This is a genomic window from candidate division KSB1 bacterium (assembly GCA_034506335.1).
In the GTDB taxonomy this organism is placed as follows: domain Bacteria; phylum Zhuqueibacterota; class Zhuqueibacteria; order JANLFK01; family Oleimicrobiaceae; genus Oleimicrobium.
Genome location: JAPDPR010000033.1, coordinates 1 through 22,480 on the forward strand (window position 1 = coordinate 1; position 22,480 = coordinate 22,480).

Here is a 22,480-nt window from a genome sequence, read left to right on the forward strand (position 1 = left end):
GGATGGTCGGGATGAGGTGGGGCGTCAGGTGGTGAGTGGGGTGTATGTGTGTCGGATGGAGGCGGGCCAGGTGGTGAGGACGGCCAAGATGGTGTTGGTGCGGTAAGGGGCCGCTGCTCAGCACAGAGGTAGAGGTACCTGAGGGGAGAAAGCCTCGCTGCTTTCTCCCCTCAGGGGGAAAGGGGGCATTGATGGCAATCGGGTTCTGGAACAGGGGGAAAAAGTGCAACCGGATGCCAGTGCGGGACGTGGGGGGCCCTTCTCGCTGGGAGGGAATTCGCAGGGCGGCAGTGTATTGTGTTCCGATAGAGTGCACGGAATGTATGTCCTTCGAGGGGCATGAGGTTCTACTTCGCCTGTGCGTCCAATTCGTGTTTCATTTGCCTGCGGAGGTGTCATGAGGTGGCATAGGCGTTTATTCTACTTCCCGTGGCTTGCAATAGCATGCCAACTGATAGCCGGCACCACGGGAAAGATCACTGGCGTAGTCAAGGACAGGGCTACAGGGGCCCCGATACCGGGGGCAAACGTCTTTATCGAGGGTACAACTCTGGGCGCTGCCACCGGCGCGGACGGAAGCTTCTTCATCGTGAATATACCACCGGGCACCTATTCCCTGACGGCGCAAATGATGGGCTACAGCCGGACTACAGTTGCAGGCGTGAGGGTCACCGCTGACTTGACCACAAGGGTCGATTTTGCGCTCCAAGAGACCACCATTGATCTCCAGGAGGTGGTAGTCACGGCCGAGAGGCCATTCATTCAGAAGGATGTTACGAGCACCATAGCGGTGGTGGACCAGGAGCGCATCGACGCCTTGCCAGTCCAGAGTTTCACTGAGGTGCTGGCTACGCAGGCAGGGGTTGTCGCGCGAGGAAGTACACTCCATATTCGCGGCGGGCGCGGGAACGAAGTGGGGTATCTGATTGACGGCATGTACGTGGAGGACCCGCTTTTCGGAGGCCTCGGCACCAGAGTCAACAACGATGCTATCAAAGAGCTGACGCTTTTAAGCGGAACCTTTAGTGCCGAGTACGGCGACGCCCTGAGTGGTATTGTAAACATTGTCACAAGGGAGGGCACAGACCTGCTCTCCGGCAGCCTTGAAACCCGCACTAGCCAGTTTGGCCTGGCCCCGTACCATGACTATGGCGAGTGGCGAACAAATGGATATGTGAGCGGCCCCATCTTCAAGAATCGTCTATCCTATTTTGTCTCGGGTGAACAGAATCAGCGGGAAAGCTGGCTCCCCTTTGGATACCGGCGGGAGGCGACCGCCTTCGCCAAGCTCACCTCTCGGCCCGCTCCTTGGCTCAAGGTCACCATGAGTGGCCGGTACAGCGAGACCAAAAGTCAACCGTACAATCACCTCTGGAAGTACATCCCAGATCAGTACACGCGTACCCGATCGCATAGCAGGCAGGCGATTCTCACCGCAACGCATACGGTCTCGCCGCGAATGTTCTACGACGTGCGCGTGTCGGTATTCAGCCAGGATTACTACAGCGGTGTGGACAAAGACACCTCAGAGTATGTGCCGCCCGCAACTCGCCAGTATGTTCCCTGGGCCGGCAATGGCTATGAGTTCTACAGCAAGGCTGACCCGCTTCAACTAACCAAGAGCAAGACGCACACCGTGGATCTGAAAGCCGACCTCGTGTGGCAAATCGGCAGACAGAATGAGCTAAAGTCAGGGTTTGAAGTCAAGCAGCACCGCCTCCGTTTGTTCGACATATACGATCCCACGCGCGACTTCCCCTACATCAACGACTACGATCAAAAGCCGCTAGAGGCCTCCGCGTATCTCCAGGACAAGATAGAGTACGCCTATCTTACAGTGAACATCGGTCTTAGGTTTGATTATGCGAATGCGCGAACCAAGTTCCGCGCAAACCCTTTGGACCTGGCGAGCGAACGGAGCGTCAAGCCAAAGTGGCAGCTCAGCCCTCGAATTGGCATTGCGCATCCGGTAAGCGAGCGGACCAAGTTGCACTTTGCCTATGGTCACTTCTTCCAGAACCCAGAGTACCAGTATTTTTATGAGAACCGGCAGTATGACCTCAATGTGAGGGAACCCCTATTTGGACAGCCGGACCTGGATGCGGAGAAGACGGTCGCCTATGAGACGGGGCTTGCCCACCAGTTCAGCAACTCCTTGGCTGCGCATGTAACGGCTTACTACAAAGACGTGACCGGTCTGATAGGCACTCACTACTACATGCCCTACTTCTCAGGACGGTACGTGGGCTATACGCTCTATGTGAACGAAGACTATGCTAACATTAAGGGATTTGAGGTAAACCTTGACTACCGGCCAAGGGCGGCAGTGCAGGGGTCGTTGACCTATACCTATTCGGTGGCCAAGGGGAGCGCCTCCTCGGAGACCGAGCAATACCCCGGCACGCAGGAGTCGACCCTCCTCTACTATTTGGACTTTGACAAGACGCACGTGCTCAACGCTTCTCTTAGCGCTCGTTTCGGTGCAAAAGAGGGCCCTGAACTATTTGGTTTCTATCCCATGGCGCACACCGACTGGAGTTTTATGTTCAGCGCCAGCAGCGGCTTCCCTTACACCCCCTCGGGACGCGATGTGGGCTTTGTGATCAAGAATTCAGCGCGCATGCCTTCCAATTACACTTTGGACTGTGAGGTGGGGCGCACGGTTCGCGTGGGGGGCACAAAGATCCGCCTTTTTGTTGAAGTGCTGAATTTGACCAATTTCAAGAACGTTGTGTATGTTTACCCTGACACTGGGGAGCCGGATTTTACACGCCAAGGCAACCATTCTCGCGAATACATGCGTGACCCGAGCAATTACGGTCCGCCGCGCCGCGTGAGAGTGGGACTGGGAGTGCGCTTGTAAAGGTGCCACGTGGTGACCAACATTGGTCCTTGCGAGGAATGATACCATGGGAAAGAAGCTCCTCTTTCTGTGCATAATAGCTGCGAGCCTTTCCACGGCGGGCGCGCAAACGGCTCCCACCGGCTGGGAAGATGACAAGGAGAAAGTGGGCCAGCTCGACAAGCCCGCAGGCATCAAGGACAGAGCCGCCGGCATTCACAATGCCAGCAATATCGGTCTGTTCTTTGAAAACCGGGGCAAGCTCTATCCCCGGCGTCTTAGTCAGGGGCCTAGTGGTGAATACCCGTACGGCAGCGGTCGGCACTACATCTACCGTATCAACCCGTTCGTGGGGATTCCCGGAAATGTGATTCAGGGGCGTTTCACCACCAACGAGGAATGGGAAGCGGTGGGTGGCTACCATAATCCCGCTCTGGCGAAGGTGGCGATGAGCGATGACCCGTCCACATGGCCGGCAACAGGGTGGCCAGTGCGCGATGCCTCCGGCAACCCCATTTTCAAATCGGATCAAGACGCCTTCTGCGTGTACAGCGACAGCAATAATACGGTCAAACGCCTTGGAATCCACATCGCTCAAACCAGCTACGCTTATGGCCTTAAGAGCCTCGAGGATATGCTTTTCTTCATATTTGACGTGATAAACAAGGGCGAAAAGGATCTTGACTCTCTGTACTTTGCGCTCTATGTGGACATTGACGTGGGGAATGTGTCGGGCGGCGACCCGGAGTATGCCGACGACCGTATTGGCTTCGAGAAACAACTCAATCTGCTCTATTTTTACGATGATGGTTATACCTCCGAGTGGGTAGGCAACACTACGGGTTACTTTGGCTGTGCCTTCTTGAAGACGCCCTTAGTGAACGGTCAGGAGATGGGGGTGACCGATTGGCACTACAACCTTTATGATGACGATATGGACCTCGATACGGTTCAGTATCGCATCATGAGCTCAGATCGCCGGCTATTCGAGTCTCCTTTGGGCAATCGGTATTTCCACGTTGGGAATTTGCCCACCCTCCACTACGATGACCCCAACACCATCCCGGTCACCGGACTGGATGTCGTGGCGATAATGAGCTCTGGACCATATACTTTGCCGGTGGGAGATACACTGAGGTTTGTAACGGCCATTGTGGCCGGGAGTAATCTGGGGCAGCTGTTGTCAAACACCTTGATGGCGCTGAGGGCAGCAGAGCTAGACTTTGAAATGGCAAAGCCGCCGTCAGCACCTACTCTCACGGCCGTTGCCGGTGACGGCCGTGTGACCCTGTTTTGGGATAATGTCCCTGAAAGCGAGAGGGACCCCTTCTCCAATGAGTTCGATCTTGAAGGGTACCGTCTGTACAAGTCCATCGACGGCGGGGTGCACTGGGACCAGATCGACCGCAATGAGAATCCGCACGTTGGGCCAGACCCCGTGCCTCTGGCGGAGTTTGATGTTGTCAATGGCATTGGCAAGGACACCGGCCTGCAGTATTCCTACGTGGACACCAATGTCACAAACGGATTTGAGTATTGGTACACGATCACCAGCTATGACCGGGGAGACTCGACGGTAGAGAGCCTTGAGTCGCCGCGGGGGAACACCGTAGCCGCCAAAAACACCGTGGCAGCAGTCCCGCGGACAGAGGCATTGGACGTGGTACGTGGATCTGTTGGGTCAATCGAGCACACCGGGCCTTCGGATTTCTCTCTGAGCGTGAGGGTGGCGGATGACGCACAATGCGGCGGTTACCACTATGAGGTTACGTTCCCGCCAGTGGCATTCGTCGCCAGAGGTAATCTCAACACACAGGCGCACGTTGCGGTGGTCAAACCGGAAGAGGCTACCGGTCACCTATATGGCGTCAGTTTCGACGCCGCTGGTCGCCTAAACGTGCGCAATCAGACAACGAACAAGAGTCTTGTCGTCGGCCATCCTTACGCGTCAGGTGAAACCATTGAGTTCGAGGGGCTGGCGCTGACTCTCACGGATCCTGACCCTGCGGCGCCGCCAACCCTGCTGCCGGAGGCAGGGGACTCGCTAGTGATCCAGACAGGAATCAGCGTCCGGCGCTCCGACGGTATCCTGGTGCTCACCCCGCGGGTGCTGAGTTACAGAAGTTGGCTGGCCACTGGGGACGGCTTACTCCTCCAGGTCGTGCCTTCAGAGTACGTGGAGCCGGTGGCGCGCGTGAGCGGCGCGGCAATGGTGGAAATTACCCCCTCGGTCGTCGACAAGTCCAAGATTCAGGAGATGACTTATACCCTCACCTTCGCCAATCCGGTCATGGGCCCGGGAGGGAAACAGCGCGCGGTGTTCCAGGTCAAGGATCAAGGGGGGAATATGGTCGCCCGGAGCGATTCGCTGCCGAGTGGCGGCACGGTGACCTTCGGTGGCATCGCTCTCCGCATCGTGTTCGACGAGAAGAGCGCGCCCGGAGAAGGGAATGTGTTTTCCATTCACACGAACATCCCCGATCCGCCTCGTCCAGGGGACCGCTACACTTTCGCGGTCCAGACGCGGTTCACTCTGCCAAGGCTGAGCAGCAATGAGTTAGCCGCGGTCAAGGTGGTCCCCAACCCTTATGTGGTCTCTTCCCTTTTTGAGCCGGAGTTCGGCGAGCTACGCCGGGAACCGCTTCGTCAGATGCAGTTCATCCACTTGCCGGGAGAGTGTACGATACAAATCTTTACTCTGGATGGCGATCTGGTGAAGACGATCCATCATACGAGCGGGACTGGCACCGAGACTTGGGACTTGCGCGCAGAGGGCGGGCGAGAGATTAGTCCTGGAGTCTACTTCTACATAGTGAGCACCAAGACAGCCCGTCACCTCAGCCGCTTTGCTGTCATCAAGTGAAGGAGCTCAGGCGCATGAACAGGACTCATCTTCCGATTGCCGCGATAATCGCTGCGGTACTGGTAGGGACTAGCGTCCTCTTTGGCCAGAACCCCAATGTGGGTACCGCGGGCGCGCAATTCCTGCAGATTCCGGTCGGCGCGCAGGCGGTAGGGATGGCCGGTGCCTATGTGGGCATGGCAGAGGATGCCGTGGCCCTGTTTTGGAATCCTGCCGGTATCACCCACGTCCAGCGTCAGGCAGTTCACTTCTCCCACCTGCAGTGGTTTTCCACTGTCCACTTGACTTCGGTTGGGTACGTCCTGAATCTGGATCGGTGGGGCGTTCTTGGTGTCTCGGTGAACTCTTTAGGGATGGACAAGATGGAGGTCACCACAGAGCTCCAGCCGGAGGGCAGCGGTGAGTTTTGGGATGCCCAGGACGTATCGCTGGGGGTCACCTACGCGCGGGCGTTGACCGACCGAATGTCTGTGGGGGTCACCGCCAAGTACGTGCGACAGCGAATCTGGCATGAAAGCGCCAGCGGCATGGCGTTTGACGTGGGGACGCAGTATCGGCTCGACTTTCTGCACCTGGTAATCGCCATGGCCATGACCAACTTTGGCGCAGACCTAAAGCTGGACGGCCGCGATTTGGATGTGGTCCATGACCTCAACGTGTCGGTCCCCCGCAACCGCCTGACCCCCGCCCGACTGAAAACCGAGACGTATCCTTTGCCTTTGCATTTCCAAGTGGGCATCGCTTTCGACGTGTACCGCTCGCCCTTCTTGGCCGTTCGTGCGGCAGTGGATGCGGCCCACCCGAATGATAACAACGAACGCCTTAACTTCGGCACAGAGGTCGGGATTCGGCAGATCGCTTTCCTGCGGGCAGGGTACCGATACAACTATGACCAGGAGAACTGGACCCTTGGCGCGGGGGTGCGACTTCCATTGGCTCGTTCTTCGGTGCGGATTGACTATGCCTACTCTTTCTTCGATCTTCTCGAGGACGTCCAACGGTTTTCCGTGGGTTTGGAGTTCTAAGTCAAGGTTCTTACAGCATGGCTCTCGAACGCGGGCCAGGAGCACAGGGACTGCTGGTCACGTTTCGACGAATTAGGGCAAAAGGAGGTGATGCACAAAGCGGTAAGGGGGAACTTGAGGGGATTCGGGGGACCAGAGGGGCAGAGTGCTGAGGCGGAAGGGCTGTCAGGGCGGATTGAGGCAAACGGAGCATTGAAGGAGGGAGGTGCCTATGAAGAAGCTTGTCGTTTTCGTGGTCGCTCTGGCTTCTGTGCTGGGCATTGGGTCTCAGTTGTTTGCACAGGCCAGAGGAGAGACCGGCGCGGTGGGCATGTATCTGACCAACGCGGGTCAGATTCGACTTTATGCCCCCAGCAACTCGGGTACCCGCCACGTAGGCCGCATCAGTATGTCGGCTGGTCTCTCGAAGGACGCGGTCTACGACTACATTCAGGACGCGAACAAAGTCATCAACGCGTATAAGCTGGCGACGCCCACCAAGGCCGACGTCGAGCTCTACACGGTGGCTGATAACAGCTACTCCAACCTTCCGCCCAATGTGCATGTGCGGGTGCACCTGTATGGGTGGAATAATGACAAGTTTTTCTTGGCGCGATTTGCTGTGGTCAACATGGCCGCCGAAGCCATGAAGCTCTACCTTGCCGCAACGGTAGTGCCGATGATTTCCGCGGGCTATGACGGCACGTGCGAGTGGAATGCCACCCACCAGATCGCTTACAACTACCGCGGTACGGAATTGCCCCACCTGGGTGTTGCACTGGTTTCTGGGGATCCTTACTCCTATAAGATTCTCGACTGGCACGACTATTCGCCGGATCCCAATTCGGACCAGGCGCACGATTCCACACGATTCAAGATGCTGAGCGAGACCGGCTTTGATGGCCCTCTGACGTTCGGCACGGACGGAGCCATCTACAACGTGAACGCCGGTGCTTATACCATTGCCCCTGGCGACTCAGCGGTGCTGACCTACGCGGTAGTCTACGGCGACGGATTAGCAGATCTCCTTGCCAACGTGCAGGCCGCGAGGGCACGTTATCGTGCCGCATTTCCGCCGTCGAAGGTCCGGGTTACGTTCTTAGCGAACACGGCGACGGTGCCGGACACGTTGGGGGCGAGTTCGACGGTGCAGGTGCGAGGGAGTGGGGGACCGTTGACGTGGAGTGGGGCGTCGCCGGTGTTTTTGCAGAATGTGGGTGGGGATTATTGGAAGGGGACTGCGGAGTTTACGCCTGGGGAGCGGGTGGAGTTTAAGTTTTACACGAATGCGCACGACACGGTGTATGCGGGGGCGGAGTGGGAGCACCAGGGATGGGAGGGGGATGTGGCGACGGGGAACCGGGTGTTGGTGGTGGGCAATGCGGACACGACGTTGCCGTTGCAGTTTGTGAATGGGTGGTTGTGGGGAGCGGAGCAGTATGCGCGGCCGTGGGTGGATGAGCCGAACAGTTTTGTGGTGTGGGTGCGGGTGAATGTGCAGGGGTGGGAGGATTTCAATCCTGGGGCGCAGGTGATAGGGTTGCGGGGTTCGAACACTGTGGATTGGGGACAGACGGGGGAGCTGTCGTGGGGACGGACGTACCCGTTGGTGCGGGAGAGTGACCATGTGAACATGGGGTCGCGGCAGTACAGTGGGGGGTATTTTTACAGTGGGGCGGTGCATGTGCCGGATCAGTATGCGGGCAAGGGGTTAGAGTTTAAGGTGGTGGTGCATCGAGCGGGGGCGGCGTTGGATGAGGATTGGGGCAATTTGGTGTACAATCCGAGTTTGCAGAATCATGTGGATGTGAGTGGGGTAGACACGACGGTGCACTGGTTTTGGTTTGACAACAAGCGGCCTCGAGCGGTGGAGCATCGGGATCAGGTGGTGGTGACGTGGGTTGCGGATTTGGGGCAGGCGATAGCGAATTTTGGTTTTGCGCATGGGGACACGTTGTTGGTGCGGTCGGGGTATTTTGGGACGGCGGCGGGGGTACGGACCAAGCAGATGCGGCGGATAGGGTTTACGTCGCGGTACACGGCCACGGACACGGTGGTGACGACCATTGGGGGGAAGTTGGACTACCAGTACTACAAGGTGAAGCACGGGGTGGAGTATCGGGAGATATACTATAACTTTTACTATGCGGGTGAGACGGTGGGGGAGGCGGAGCGGCGGGTGCAGGATCCGGTTGGTGGGGGGGCGATTACGATAGAGGATGTGGTGGCGAGCAAGTCGGACATCCACCGGATGCCGTTGTTCCGGAACACGGCGGTGGTGGCGCGGCCGGTGACGGTGACGTTTACGTGTGATGCGCGTCCTGCGGTGTACCAGGTGAGGGCGGGGAGCACGTTGCGTGACATTCAGGGGACGTTGCATGTGACGTCGCCGGATCAGGTGGTGGCGTGGGGGGTGGCGATGAACGGGCCGGCCACGGGAGGATGGGGCACCTGGGGAGCGGGGTTGATGGCGGATCCTGCGCATCGGATGTACGATGATGGGACGCATGGTGACCTGGTGGCGGGGGACACGGTGTACACGTTGGTGTGTTTTTATTCGCCGGATTCGAATGATGTGGTGGGTCAGGAGTTCAAGTTTGGGGTAGGCGGAGGAGACAATGAGGGTGGTTATGGGAATAACCACATTGAGAACATCGATGACAGTGTGCCTGCGTCCATGATTGCGTCGCAGTTTGGGAGCATCGATCCGGTGTTTTACAGTGCGTGGGATTATGACAATCAGCGGCCGCGGACGGGGGTGGAGGTGGTGAGCCGGGAGGTGCCGAGGGAGTATCGGTTAGGGAACTATCCGAATCCGTTTAATCCGGAGACGGAGGTACGGTACCAGGTGGTGCGTGGTGGTCGTGTGCGGGTGGAGGTGTACAATCTGTTGGGGGTGCGGGTAGCGACATTGGTGGATGAGGAGCAGGTGCCAGGGGTGTACCGTGTGAGGTGGGATGGTCGGGATGAGGTGGGGCGTCAGGTGGTGAGTGGGGTGTATGTGTGTCGGATGGAGGCGGGCCAGGTGGTGAGGACGGCCAAGATGGTGTTGGTGCGGTAAGGGGCCGCTGCTCAGCACAGAAGTAGAGGTACCTGAGGGGAGAAAGCCTCGCTGCTTTCTCCCCTCTTCGCAATGGCACCATGCGCGGTGAGGATTTCACCGGAAGCGGGCGTGAAAAGGGCAAAGAGATCCATAGGCTTTTTGTTCGCTTTGGCGTTCTACGCCCAGCAAGTGGAGGCTCAGGGCATTGTCAACGTTACGTTCCGCCACTACCCCACTTCGGCGAGGGTGGTGCGGGCCTTTGTGCCTGGAACGTTCAACAATTGGGGCCCCAATAGCAATGGTCGCATCTACCCCAATGCGCCTTCCCAAATGGAATACGTGGACTCCTTGGGTTTCTACGTGAAGAGAATCGCCCTGACCGTAGGAACCACGCAGCAGTACAAGTTCCACGAGCACTATGATCCATCGGGCGCACAGTGGCAATGGTTCACCGATCCTCTCAATCGACGCATCAACTATGCCGACAACAACAACTCCGTTCTTCCCGTGCAGCCGGCCATGGTGTTTGAGCTGTGGCCGCCCGAGGGTGCGGTCTTGAGTGGTCAGGCGCCCACCATTGTTGCGGCCATATGCGTGAGCGAAGGGGACTCCCTTCTTGCTGACCAATCTACGGTGACCGTCGACGGGCGCGTGTGGAGCGACTTTACGGGGAAAATGGTTGAGGGACTCTCTCTGCTGCGCTGTTCCCTGCCTTCGCTTGGGAGCGGGGTGCATACGGTGTTAGTGACTGTGCGAACCAGGGATGGCAGTGTAGCATGTGATTCTACTTCGTTTACTTATATAGCTGGTGCGGTGTACTTCGAGACGCCATCCACAGACAGCTGTTGGGCCGCAGCCCGTACCATACGCTGGCGCACTGCCCCGGGAGTCGCGGCGCGGTCGGTCACGCTCTATCAGATCGGCAGCCACCCCCTGGTGTTTCAACCCTCTGCCTCCGGCGAATACCAATGGACGGTGAACCTCCGCTCTGGGGAGAACCAGTTTGTCGCTTCTGTCACAGACACGGCAGGCTTGACCGCGAACTCGGATACCCTGCGTCTTCGCTACCCATTGCCGCAGGTGCCGCAGCCAGAGATAGTATTCGCCCAGGTGGGGCGCAAGGTGCGCGTGGCAGGCAGGGGCAACGACCCCCAGGGGGCGCCCGTGAGTTATCTGTGGTCCTGCCAGGACACCAATCCCGCGACATTGGCGGGCGTGGAGGGGCGCACCGATTCGACGTTCGATCTGGACATTCCGCCGATCCCTGGCGATTATTCCCTGAAACTGACCGCAACTGACCCAGATGGACATGCCAACTCCACAGTCAACTTTTTCACTGTGCTCAACGACTCGCAAGTGGTGATCCCAGCGCTGTCGACTGTTCCCAGCTGGGTGACACACGGACGGGTCTACTGCATGTTCGTGCGCTCATTTACACCACAGGGGACCTTGCGCGCCGCGGCAGACAATTTGGACCATGTGCGACGCATGGGTTTCAATGTCATCTGGGTGCTGCCGGTCATGGATGTAGAAGGTACCCTTGACCAAGGGACCAACATCGGGTACAACATCGTCGATTTCTACCGCATTGAGCCGGTGTACGGCACTGAGGACGATTTTCGATACTTTGTACGGAGAGCCCATGAGTTAGGGATACGGGTGATTCTGGACGTCACCCCCAACCACACCAGCAGGTCACACCCATTTGCATTGGACGTGCGCACCAAGAAGCGATTCAGCAGGTACTACGATTTCTACCAACACACCATCATCCCCCACGATGACAACGGTCTTGGGCAGAGTGTGTCCGCCGATGGGATCGTGTACTACTCCGGCTTCTCGGATGCCTTGCTCAACTGGAACTGGGCCGACGAGGAGGCGAGGCGGTACATGCTGGAAGTGTACACCTACTGGCTGCGCACGTACGACATCGATGGCTTTCGCCTTGATGTCTATTGGGGGCCACATCGTCGCTACGGGCGTAGTGCATTCGACGAGCCCTTGCGGCGGGCTCTCCGGGCTGCCAAGGCCGATATCATGATCCTCGGCGAGACGAACGGCACGGGCAGCGGCTCCGAGGTGCAATATGCCGACCTGGGCGGCGGGATGGACGTGGGTTACGATTGGATCCTCAGCGGTGCCGTCGACCGTTTCCCGGCCATTGCCACGCTTGACGCTCGTCTGTACAACGGCGGATACCGCCCAGGTCCCAACTCGCTTTTCTTGCGTTTTCTCGAAAATCAGGACGAAGACCGGGTTGCCTACCGTTACAACAGCATCGAAAAGACGGTCCCCGTTGCGACAGCCATTTTCTTGGCGACTGGGCTGCCGCTGCTTTACCAGGGGCAGGAAGTGGGCATGGGCTATGGGATGTCCGGCAGTCGAGACTATAGGGTGCGCTCCACAGTGAACTGGCAGAATCCCGCGGGCCAGGTGCTGGCCCGGCACTACCAAAAGCTGGCGCACATCCGGGCCCAATTCCCCGCGTTCAGTCGCCAGTTTGAAGACACCAACGGCGACTACCGCATCGATGGCGCAGACCGCTCTGTGCAAGTGCGGTTGTCTACGACTGCCCCGGAGGTTTACGCCTTTGGCCGCCCCTGGAAGGACCAAAATGGCGTGGTAATCATGAACTTTTCCGGGACGCCGATCTCGTGTGCGGTGGCGGTACAGCCTGCCTCATGGGCTGAGTTTAGCCAGGACTTTAGCCTTTCGGCTTCGTACTTCCTGAACGATCTCTACTACGGCGGGTCGGCGTTGATGCCGGGCGCTCTGCTGGATACTCTGCAGGTGAGTCTGTCGCCCTACGGGGTGGCGGTGTTCACCATTAGCACTTTTGAGCAGCCACTCCAGCTTCCGGAGCTCACAGTCGCAGTGCCGCGGCTTACCCTGGAACAGGACTTGCGCAGGGCGGAGCTCGCCCAGAACTATCCGAACCCCTTCAACGGCGCTACCGTGTTGCATTACAGGTTGCCTGTGGACGGCACGGTGCGGGTGGACGTGCTCGACGTGTGCGGCAGAAAGGTGAAAACGCTGGTGGACTGCCTCCAGCAAGCAGGTGAGCAGGAAGTGTGCTGGGATGGCGCCGACGAGGGTGGCGCGCAGGCTCCCAGCGGCATCTACTTTGTGCGCCTGATAGCGGCTGGAGAGGTTCACGTGCGGAAGGTACTACGGGTGCGATGAGCTCGTGGCGAACAAGCCCCATCGGCAGAGAAACAGTGGGCAAACTCTTGCCTCTGGTCGGCTGTCTCCTCATCTTCGGCCTACGTGCCGCACCCGCTCAGGTGAAAGGGAGGGTGGAGCGCATCACCTTTTTCAGCTCGGCCCTTGGCATCTACAAGAACATGAACGTCTACCTTCCTCCGGGTTATGGCGCCGAACATGAGTACTACCCGGTTGTGTACCTGTTTCGGGGTCACGAGCGGGAGTGGGTGAATCGCGAGGAGGACAGCAGCCGGAGAGGCAGAAACATCCAGGATGTGGCAGACCAGCTTTACGCCGAGGGAAGGATCGGCAAGATGATATTGGTCATGCCTGGCCTCGCATCCGACGACAACACTGTGCCAGGCTTGGGGGTCAACTTCGTGCAAGTCAGCTCCGCTGGCGGCAAAGCTGGCATCGGCACGGGCCGTTTCGAAGACTTTCTCGTGCAGGACGTGATACCCTACATCGACGGCCACTATCGGACAATTCCTAGCCGAACGCAACGCGGCGTGGACGGCTTCTCGCTTGGCGGCTACACTGCGATGATGCTAATCACCAGGCATCCGGAGCTCTTCTGCTCGGCGGGATCCTACGATGGGACGCTGATGTGGCTCGACCTTGACGATCCGCGCACACCGGGCACCCTGGATGACCAGACCTGGCTGGGCTCATCGCTGTTTGACCCTGCCTTCGGTAGGCCGCGGAACGTACAGGTCATGTTGAGTTACAACCCCTGCAACCTCGTGCGCGATGCCTCTGAGCAACGGCTTGTGCTGTTGGCTACCTGCCAGTTTCTCATTCACAGTGCCGGCAGCGAACAGGCGGGCAATCTTCGACGTGCCCAGCATATGGTCGAGGTGCTTCGCTCACGGGGGCTGGAGAACCAGTTCGAGGAGATACGTCTCAGCCCCAATGCCGAACACAACTGGTACTTTGCCGATGAGCATATGCGCGTCACGCTTCCGCTCCATTGGCAAAAGTTCCAAAACCCGGCGACGAACATCCCCCTGCGCTTGGTGCTCCCTGCACCCGGCGATCGCGTACACGGGCAGACTGTGGTCATGTGGTCTCCTGGTCGACCTCTGCACGGGGGCTTGACGTTGGTGTCCTTTAGCCGCGACAACGGCACCCATTGGCAATCCCTCTTGGCCATGTCCTCGGCAGACACGTCGTTTCTGTGGAATACGGCCGAGGTCCCAGATGGCACGCGCTACCGGTTACGCGTGATGGTCGTGGCCGATTCTCTCGTCGGACTGGCAGAGACCCCTGGGAAGTTCACCGTGGATAACCCTGGCAATGGCGCGCCGGATCTGGTGGTATGGGGTCCGGCCGAAGGAGAGGTGATCTCCGGGACCAAGCTCATTGCCTGGAGCGCGGAGGACGCTGACGGCGACCTGCTCCTTGTGAGCGGTGCATACTCATCTGACGATGGACGCCACTGGTACCCTCTGTTCGAACGACGAAGTGGGAACGAGGCGTTTCAATGGCAAACCACTGCCTACGAGAACAGTACACGGTACCGCCTTTTGGTGAGCTGCTTTGATGGCACAGTCACGGTTACGGATACATCGAGCCTTTTTGCGGTAGAGAATGAACGCACTGAGCTAAGTCCGGGCGCAGTGAGGCACGTGGCAGGCAATGGTTCCGGGAGTGTTGCGGTGCACGTTGTTTCCCACGAAGACGTCAGGGACGCTTTGTACCGCGTGACCTTCCAAGAGCGTCCGACACGCTACGACGTGTGGAGGGTGGGCGATGGCGTTCAGCTGGTAGGCGGAGCTACCCAGGTGGACGGCACATGCGAAGGTCCATTGTTTGACGGTTTGCGGCTGGTGGTCAGCGATCTGCCAGCCCCCGAGGTGAATGAGGACAGCACCGGTTGGGTCGTGGGCGCGTCGACCTTGCGGTATCGTGTTTACCTGCCCGTTGTGGACCTGGGTACCGAGGTGCTCTCCGGCGTTCCGTGGCCAGCTGACTATGAGATCGCCGTCTGCGATGAACTCGTGGCCCTTTCCAGCGATCTATGGGGAGCCGAGCCGCTACCGACTATGTTTTGGGTGCGCGAAGTTATCACCGATAGTCCGGTGGAGTTCATTTACAATGACCCTGATGCCGATGCCACGATTTCCGCGGGCGACGAGCTTTTCCTGATTGCCCGCGAGGCCGAGGGCAGACCCCAATTGACCTGGGCGATCACTTTCGCGGGCTTGCCCCGGGACGAGCCCCCGAGGCCTGGAGATGTTTTTGTGCTGAAAACCAAAAAGCCCTTCACATCCCGTGATGTCTTCGAATTCAATCCATTCTGGAACGGGACGGCAGTGGAGGACAATGGTGTTCAGGTGGCCGAGTTCGCCGTCTCCGCGTACCCAAATCCATTCAATGACTCGGTGGTGATCCTTTGTGCAGGATACGTCGGGGGTCCACTCAGGGCGGGCGTCTTTGACCTCCGGGGCAGAAAGGTCAGGCAAATAGACATCGAGGGGAGCGCCCAGAGGGGTCACGCCATCACCTGGGACGGCACAGATAGCCGCGGCTACCGTGTGCCCAGCGGCGTTTATCTCATCCGTGTTCGTGCGGGCCCAAGCGTATCAACCACCAAGGTAGTGCTGGCGCGGTAGAATGTTTTGCACCGGACCGGAACGGAAAGGAGAAGCAACGGAGGAGACACGATGAGCTTGGTTGACTACGGAGTGGTTGGCATCTATCTCATCGCCATGGTCGTCATTGGGCTAGTGCTGCAACGGCGGGCCTCTGCAGGCATCGACTCCTACTTTTTGGGTAATCGGCGATTGCCGTGGTGGCTCTTGGGGTCGTCGGGCATGGCCTCCTGTCTTGATGTGAGTGGTACGATGATCAACACCGCCTGGGTCTTCGCCCTTGGCGTCAGCGGCCTGTTTGTTGAAATTCGCGGCGGGGTTACCCTGCTCATGGCCTTTCTCATGATCTTCACGGGCAAATGGCAAAGGCGTGCGCAGGTGATGACCATGGCCGAGTGGATGCGCTTCCGCTTCGGCAATGGCCGCCAGGGCGACGTGGCCCGCCTGGTGGCCGCCATTTCGACCCTCGTCATGACCATTGCCATGCTCACCTACTTTGCCGTAGGCTCGGGCAAGTTCATCGGCACCTTTCTCGGCATCCCTCCATTTCTCGGCATGTCCTCGGAATTCTGGGCCGCCACGCTGATGATTGTCCTGGCGATGATCTACACCGTGGCCAGCGGGCTGTACGGCGTGGTGTGGACCGACCTGTTCCAGGGGGTCCTCATCTTTGTGGTGATTGCTTACACTGCGATCCTCTCGTTTCGGGTGTCGCTGCCAGAGGTTTTCTCCATCTCCGTACCCCTCAAGGACGGCGGCTTTCAGGCCATTGAGGCCAGTCGCGCCACATGGACCAGTGCGATCCCCAGGTGGAAAGTAGATTTTCCCGCCGACTCAGCTTACTCCATCTACAACCTGTTTGGCATAAGCATTCTTTTCTACCTCATCAAAGTGACCATCGAGGGGTGCGGCGGAGGTAGTGGGTTCATCGTGCAGCGCTACTTTGCGGCGCGCAGCGATCGCGAGGCAGGATTGCTGAGCCTTTTCTGGATATTCCTCCTGTCGTTCCGCTGGGTCTTTATCGCCGCTATTGCGGTGTTGGGCATCTCCTACAGCGCGAGCCACCAGCTCATCACCGACCCGGAAACCGTCATCCCCGTCGTGGTGCGGGATCTCACGCACACCGGCGTGCGCGGATTGATGGTTGCAGGCCTCATGGCTGCAGCGATGTCGACCTTCGACTCCACCGTGAATGCCGGCGCCGCTTACTGGGTCAAAGACATCTACCAGGCTTTCATCAACCCCAAGGCCAGCCAGCGCGCCCTCATGATCCACGGGCGTGTGGCGTCGGTCGTCGTGGTGCTCATCGGGCTTCTGTTCAGCGTTGTGGTAAGGAACATCAACCAGATTTGGGGATGGATCACAATGAGCATCAGCGCGGGGTTATTCCTTCCGGTTCTGCTGCGCTGGTACTGGTGGCGGATGAACGGCTACGGCTTTGCTGCTGGCACGTTAGCGGGTATGGTGGCGGCAATTCTACAGCGCCTGTTGCTGCCTGACGTTCCCGAGTACGTTGCCTTCAGCATCGCCACCGGTAGCTCTCTTGTGGGAACGGTCGTTGGTACTTTCTTGACCAAGCCCACAGACCGGGAGGTGCTGGCTAACTTCTACCGCATCACGCGCCCGTTCGGATGGTGGGCCCCGGTGCGGTCGGTGCTCCCTCCGCAGGCGCGCGAGGAACTGCGCGGCGAGCACCGCCGCGACATCGCGTCTACCTTCATGGCCGTGCCGTGGCAACTTGTGCTGTTCCTGCTCTGGATGATGCTCATCATGCGTCGCTGGGACCAATTTGTTTACGGTGCGGTGCTGTTGGTGGTGCTCTCCCTGGGACTGTACTTCAACTGGTTCCGCCATCTGGGCAAAGAGGCGAGGGCTCAGGGGGCGCACACGAGCTAGTCGGCCAATCTGCGTATGGTGCACAGGCTGCTCATAGCTGTCCTTGCCGTCCTAATGGTGAGCTGCTCCCGCAACGAGCGGCGCATCATGGTGTGGACCTCGTTGCGGCCGGTGGAGCGGCAGGTCTTGGCTGCCCAGTTGGCTCGCTTCGCTGAACGCCACCCGGGTTGGCAGTTCGGGCAGCTTTTCTATGGGCCAGAGGAGTGCCGCACCAACTTTATCATTTCCGCCTTAGGAGGGAGCGGGCCAGCTCTGCTGCATGGTGCTAGCGACAACGTGGGCCCGCTTGTCGAGCTGGGGGTGATTCAGCCCATCGAGCCGTTGGTCAGCCAGGCGTTCCTGGACAGCTTCTTGACTGCGCCCATCGTCGCTAATACCTGGTACCGTGGCCACCTTTACCAGGTGGCCGACCGGCTGGGCAATCACCTCTGCCTGGTCTACAACAAGGCTCTTGTCAAGGAGCCGCCCAAGACCATGAGGGAGTTGATCGAGTTCGGCCGGCGGTTCTGTCGAGACGAGAATGGCGATGGGAGGCCGGACCGTTACGCCCTGGCCTGGAACTACACGGAGCCCTTCTTCGTGGTACCGTTCATTGGAGGCTATGGCGGCTGGATCATGGATGAGCAGAACCAGCCCACCCTGGACACCCCGGCGGTGATCAAGGCGGGCAGGCTGATCTATGAACTGGCGCATGTACATCGCATCATCCCGGTGGAGTGCGACTATGAGATTGCCAATGCGCTGTTCAAGGATGGGCTTTCTGCGATGATTATCAACGGGCCCTGGTCGTGGGGTACCTACATCGAGAGCGGCATCGATATCGGCTTAGCGCGCATCCCGATGATCGATGAGACGGGTTTGTGGCCAACCCCCATGGTGTCGCCGCTGGGTTATTCGCTCAACGCAAATCTCAAGGGCGAACGCCTGCAGATGGCGGTGGAGCTGATGCGGTTTCTCACCTCCACGGAGGTGGAGCTGGAGTTCAGCAAGGTTGCGGGGACAATCCCCTCGCGGGTCGATGCTTCTACCCATCCAGTGGTGCGCGACAATGAGCTCTTGCAGCACTCTCTGGATCAGCTCCTGGTAGGGCGCCCCATGCCGGTGGTCACCGAGCTGCGCATGATCTGGGATGCTATGCGGCCCAGCTATCAGGGCCTCTTCACCGGGGCGGTGTCGCCGGAACGTGCCGCGGCGGAGATGCAACAGCGCGCGCTCCGCCTGATCCGGGAGGGGAAGGAGTAAGGTCATGGCCGCCTACGAGAAGCACGTCAACCGTCTCGCGTACGTGTACGTACTCCCCGCTTTGGTGGTCATGGCGGCGGTGATCGCCTATCCGTTTATCTACAACGTGGTCATCTCCTTCTCCAACATGAACTTGATCCACTTCCGAGACTGGCGCCTCAAGGGGTTGGGCAACTATGCTTCTGTGCTGGGCGACCGCCTCTTCTGGTACTTCCTCGCCAAGACCTGCCTCTGGACGGTGCTCAACGTGGTCTGCCACGTGGTCATCGGCGTGTTCTTGGCGTTGATCCTGGACAAGGATCTGCGCGGCAGGTCGGTCTTTCGCACCATCCTTATCCTCCCCTGGGCGGTGCCGCAATACATTACCGCTTTGACCTGGCGCGGCATGTTCAATGCGGAGTATGGTGCCATAAGTTTGCTTCTCGAGCGCGCCTTCGGCGTGAAGATCCCTTGGCTTTCCACCGAGTGGGGCGCATTCGCTGCATGCCTGCTCACCAACATCTGGCTGGGCTTCCCGTTCATGATGGTGGTCGCCTTGGGTGGCCTCCAGAGTATACCGGACGAGCTGTACGAGGCGGCGGCCATAGATGGCAGCTCGTGGTGGCATCGCCTGCGGCACATCACCGTGCCGCTGCTCAAACCGGTGATGGTACCGGCGGTGACCTTGGGCGTGATATGGACGTTCAACAACTTTAACGTTGTCTGGCTGGTGAGCAATGGGGGCGAGCCCTCGGACAAGACGCACATCCTCGTCTCCTGGGTGTACAAGGCGGGGTTCACGTATTTCCGCATGGGCTATGCGGCGGCTTTCTCCATGGTCATCTTTGCCATTTTGCTGGCCTTTAGCTGGAGCTTTATCAGGCGGACGAAAGCGACGGAGGCGGTGTACTGATCCGATGCGCGGGCCACGCACACTGTCGCCCCTCGGCAAGGCGGTCAGCTATGTGGTGCTGAGCTTGTTTGCTCTTTTTGCGCTTTATCCGATTCTTTGCGTGTTTTCGGTCTCCTTGCGACCAGGGGACCGGTTGCTCAGCAAGTCGCTGGCCATCATCCCTGCGGATGCGACGCTTGAGTCCTATCGACGCTTGCTGCTCGAGGAGCCGTTTCTGCGCTGGATGGCTAACAGCAGCCTGGTTTCGGCGGTGGTCACCCTGGCAGGCGTGGGCCTTGCTGCTGCCGCAGGGTATGCGTTTTCGCGCTACCGGTTTGCCGGTCGCGATCAGGCCATGGTGGGGCTCATTATGACGCAGATGTTCCCCGTGACGATGCTCCTGCTGCCGCTCTTCATCATGCTGATCAAACTGAGGGCCTACGATTCCTACTGGGCGCTGATCATTGCCTACTCGGCCACAGCCTTGCCTTTCACCACCTGGCAGATGAAAGGCTACTACGACACCATCCCGTTCAGCTTGGAGGAGGCTGCAGCCATCGACGGCTGCTCTCCGTTCCGGACTTTTTGGCAAATCGTCCTCCCTCTGGCCGCACCGGCCTTGGTCATCACGGCGCTCTTTTCGTTCATGACCGCGTGGTCCGAATACTTAGTGGCGAATGTGCTCATTCAGGACCAGGAGCTCTTTACTCTGCCCCTTGGCCTGAAGATGTTTCAGTCCAATATGGAGGTGGCCTGGGGGCTCTATTCGGCGGGCGCCATTCTGGTGAGCATCCCGGTCGTGGCGCTGTTCCTCTTCTTGAGCAGGTGGCTTGTGTCGGGGTTGACGTTGGGGAGCGTGAAGGGTTAGGGAAACAATGGCTGCACGGGGCAAGGGTTTACGACTCGATGTGTGAACCTCAGGAGGACGTTGTCGCCCAACGCTCCACAGGCGCAAAGTGGTGGTGGCGCTGCCTGGTGGCCCTGCTGGTAACGTGCGTCGTGGTCGCAGGCGCGGTCGCTGGCGCCTTGTGGTGGCTGCTCCATGACCTACCCGATGCGGAAACGATTCGCGCTTACCGTCCTCCGTTGGCTACCGAGGTGCGCGACGCAGGGGGTAGGTTTATCTTTTCGGTGACCGGTGGGGTGAGCCGCATCTGGCGACCGCTTGGCAGCATCTCTCCGTGGCTCATCAAGGCGGTGATCACCAGTGAGGACGACACCTTTTTTCAGCACGAAGGCATTCGCCCGGAGATGATCAAGGAGGCCTTGGTCAGGGACTGGAAGGTCCGGAGATGGGCACGCGGCGCAAGCACCATCACCCAGCAGCTGGCCAAGAATGCCTTCCTGACCAAGGAGAAGACCATCACTCGTAAGCTTCGGGAGATTGTCCTTGCGCGGCGAATAGAAAAGGTCCTGACCAAGCACCGCATTTTGGAACTGTACCTCAACGTGGTCGAGTGGGGTGAGGGCGTGTACGGGGCGGAGGCAGCGGCGCGCTACTACTTCGCCAAGCCGGCCAGCGCCATCACCTTGCCCGAGGCGGCGATGTTGGCTGGTATGCTGCCGAACCCCAAGTACCGCAACCCGTTTCTGCGCTATGAAAAGGTCATGGGGCATCAGCGGCGGGTGCTCCATCTCATGCGCAATAACGGGGTGATCACTGCCGAGGAATACCAGGCCGCACTGGAGGCAGCGGTCGAGTTGAATCCTGAGGGGCAACAGGCCCTCAGGCGCGGCCTGGCTGGGGGTGGGGACTGTTTCAAGGACGTGCTGCTGCGCTACCTGCGGAGGCGTCTCGGAGAGGGGAGGCTTCTGTCGGGCCAACCCCTTTTGCTCACGCTCGACTTAGAGGCGCAGAGGGTCCTTTCCTCGCGCACAGGGGGCGAAGGGCCGCTCCTTGTGCTGGCCAGGCGAGAGGGCAGGGTCTTAGCCGTCGCCTGTGCAGATTCTGCCCGGGCGCAAGCCGTCATGGCGGCTGCAGAAGAGAGCGGGCTCGAGACCGCGGCAGGTGTTGATTCGTCTGCAGCGTCCGAGCTGGACCCACTGCACGACTGTGTGCTCCAGGTCATCAGCCCGGAGGACTTGTTCCATGAAGAGTTGCTCTTGCCGTCTCCTGGGGCGCGCCGATGAGCCAGGCAGACGGTGGAAATCCCAGCCCGGCGCCGCGGTCGCGAATCTGGCCCTGGTCGCTTTGGCCTGCACGCTGACGTTTGCGGCGTGCTCCTCGGCGCGGCACCTGCACGCAAAGGCGGATCATCAGGCGCGCCTGGAGACGTTTCACCGCGCCGTCGGCAACATGATGCTAATGGGCGACTACATGGGGGCCTTCGCACTCCTGCAAGAGATGCTCTTTCAGGACAGCACGTTCATCTATCTCGACGACTACCAGCTGCTGTACCAGTGCGGTGTGCGGACCGGATTGGTCAACACTGCCTGCACTGCGTTGCATTTTGGCCGGTGGCGCGCGACTGGTGTGAGGGACCGGGCAAAGCGGGACGCCACGCTGAGCGCCTTCGATGGCTGGCTGACTATGCTACGTCACCGCTGGGCTGCCGGCGAGCTGACGGTGGTGGATGCGGAGATGGGGGCGCTGCTCAAGGAGGATAACCGCGTCTTCCCATGCGTGCCGGTGGGTGGTGTTGCCGCCATCCGCCGTCGGATGAAGCTGACACGCGGGGCGCAGAGCTGGTCCGGGACGGTGGGCGTGGAGGCGACCGTCGATGCCAAGGGGCGTGTGGTCGACTGCCGAGTGGTTGCACCACTGGAGCCACTGATTGACCAGGCGGTGGTAGAGGCGGTATATCGCAGCCCCTTCTTTCCTGCTTTTGTCCAAGGAGTACCCGCAGGGACCACGGTACTCGTGCAAGTAGCTGGAGAACGAAGGTAGGGAGGCCCTTAAGCTAGCCATTGCGCCCAAGCGA

The 22,480-nt window shown here is 59.3% G+C and carries 12 protein-coding genes; all 12 read left to right on the forward strand.

Annotated features, from left to right (window positions below):
• Positions 1-397: 397 nt before the first annotated feature.
• The 12 genes from ONB25_10190 (at position 398) to ONB25_10245 (ending at position 22,446) form a co-directional block, all read left to right on the forward strand.
• Positions 398-2,863, forward strand: a complete 2,466-nt coding sequence (locus ONB25_10190; protein MDZ7393248.1) for a TonB-dependent receptor — start codon at positions 398-400, stop codon at positions 2,861-2,863.
• 46 nt (positions 2,864-2,909) lie between these two features.
• A complete protein-coding gene (locus ONB25_10195; GenBank protein MDZ7393249.1) occupies positions 2,910-5,705 on the forward strand; it encodes a hypothetical protein in 2,796 nt (931 codons plus the stop codon).
• Between the two features lie 14 nt (positions 5,706-5,719).
• A complete protein-coding gene (locus tag ONB25_10200) occupies positions 5,720-6,730 on the forward strand; it encodes a PorV/PorQ family protein (GenBank protein ID MDZ7393250.1) in 1,011 nt (336 codons plus the stop codon).
• Positions 6,731-6,941: 211 nt separating this feature from the next.
• Positions 6,942-9,770, forward strand: a complete 2,829-nt coding sequence (locus ONB25_10205) for a T9SS type A sorting domain-containing protein (protein ID MDZ7393251.1) — start codon at positions 6,942-6,944, stop codon at positions 9,768-9,770.
• 111 nt (positions 9,771-9,881) lie between these two features.
• Positions 9,882-12,935 (forward strand): alpha-amylase family glycosyl hydrolase, encoded by a 3,054-nt coding sequence (locus ONB25_10210; protein MDZ7393252.1) that lies wholly within the window; start codon positions 9,882-9,884, stop codon positions 12,933-12,935.
• The gene (locus ONB25_10215) at positions 12,932-15,571 is read left to right on the forward strand and encodes an alpha/beta hydrolase-fold protein (GenBank protein MDZ7393253.1); all 2,640 of its coding nucleotides are present in this window, start codon (positions 12,932-12,934) and stop codon (positions 15,569-15,571) included. The genes ONB25_10210 and ONB25_10215 overlap by 4 nt, the downstream gene beginning before the upstream one ends.
• A 51-nt stretch (positions 15,572-15,622) precedes the next feature.
• Positions 15,623-17,446 (forward strand): sodium:solute symporter, encoded by a 1,824-nt coding sequence (locus tag ONB25_10220; GenBank protein MDZ7393254.1) that lies wholly within the window; start codon positions 15,623-15,625, stop codon positions 17,444-17,446.
• Positions 17,447-17,461: 15 nt separating this feature from the next.
• Positions 17,462-18,688, forward strand: a complete 1,227-nt coding sequence (locus ONB25_10225) for an extracellular solute-binding protein (GenBank protein ID MDZ7393255.1) — start codon at positions 17,462-17,464, stop codon at positions 18,686-18,688.
• A 4-nt stretch (positions 18,689-18,692) separates the two neighbouring features.
• Positions 18,693-19,580: a sugar ABC transporter permease gene (locus ONB25_10230; GenBank protein MDZ7393256.1), complete on the forward strand. Its 888-nt coding sequence runs from the start codon at positions 18,693-18,695 to the stop codon at positions 19,578-19,580.
• 4 nt (positions 19,581-19,584) lie between these two features.
• Complete coding sequence (locus ONB25_10235; protein MDZ7393257.1) at positions 19,585-20,427, forward strand: ABC transporter permease subunit; 843 nt, start codon at positions 19,585-19,587, stop codon at positions 20,425-20,427.
• Positions 20,428-20,465: 38 nt separating this feature from the next.
• A complete protein-coding gene (locus ONB25_10240) occupies positions 20,466-21,689 on the forward strand; it encodes a penicillin-binding protein (GenBank protein ID MDZ7393258.1) in 1,224 nt (407 codons plus the stop codon).
• On the forward strand, positions 21,649-22,446 hold the full coding sequence (locus ONB25_10245; protein MDZ7393259.1) for an energy transducer TonB: 798 nt from the start codon (positions 21,649-21,651) through the stop codon (positions 22,444-22,446). The genes ONB25_10240 and ONB25_10245 overlap by 41 nt, the downstream gene beginning before the upstream one ends.
• The last annotated feature ends 34 nt before the right edge of the window (positions 22,447-22,480 follow it).

Bases quoted from the DNA above. Each gene is read 5' to 3' on its own strand.
- ONB25_10190 (MDZ7393248.1), top strand. From the start codon at position 398: ATGAGGTGGCATAGGCGTTTATTCTACTTCCCGTGGCTTGCAATAGCA.
- ONB25_10195 (MDZ7393249.1), top strand. From the start codon at position 2,910: ATGGGAAAGAAGCTCCTCTTTCTGTGCATAATAGCTGCGAGCCTTTCC.
- ONB25_10200 (MDZ7393250.1), top strand. From the start codon at position 5,720: ATGAACAGGACTCATCTTCCGATTGCCGCGATAATCGCTGCGGTACTG.
- ONB25_10205 (MDZ7393251.1), top strand. From the start codon at position 6,942: ATGAAGAAGCTTGTCGTTTTCGTGGTCGCTCTGGCTTCTGTGCTGGGC.
- ONB25_10215 (MDZ7393253.1), top strand. From the start codon at position 12,932: ATGAGCTCGTGGCGAACAAGCCCCATCGGCAGAGAAACAGTGGGCAAA.
- ONB25_10220 (MDZ7393254.1), top strand. From the start codon at position 15,623: ATGAGCTTGGTTGACTACGGAGTGGTTGGCATCTATCTCATCGCCATG.
- ONB25_10225 (MDZ7393255.1), top strand. From the start codon at position 17,462: ATGGTGCACAGGCTGCTCATAGCTGTCCTTGCCGTCCTAATGGTGAGC.
- ONB25_10230 (MDZ7393256.1), top strand. From the start codon at position 18,693: ATGGCCGCCTACGAGAAGCACGTCAACCGTCTCGCGTACGTGTACGTA.
- ONB25_10235 (MDZ7393257.1), top strand. From the start codon at position 19,585: ATGCGCGGGCCACGCACACTGTCGCCCCTCGGCAAGGCGGTCAGCTAT.
- ONB25_10240 (MDZ7393258.1), top strand. From the start codon at position 20,466: ATGTGTGAACCTCAGGAGGACGTTGTCGCCCAACGCTCCACAGGCGCA.
- ONB25_10245 (MDZ7393259.1), top strand. From the start codon at position 21,649: ATGAAGAGTTGCTCTTGCCGTCTCCTGGGGCGCGCCGATGAGCCAGGC.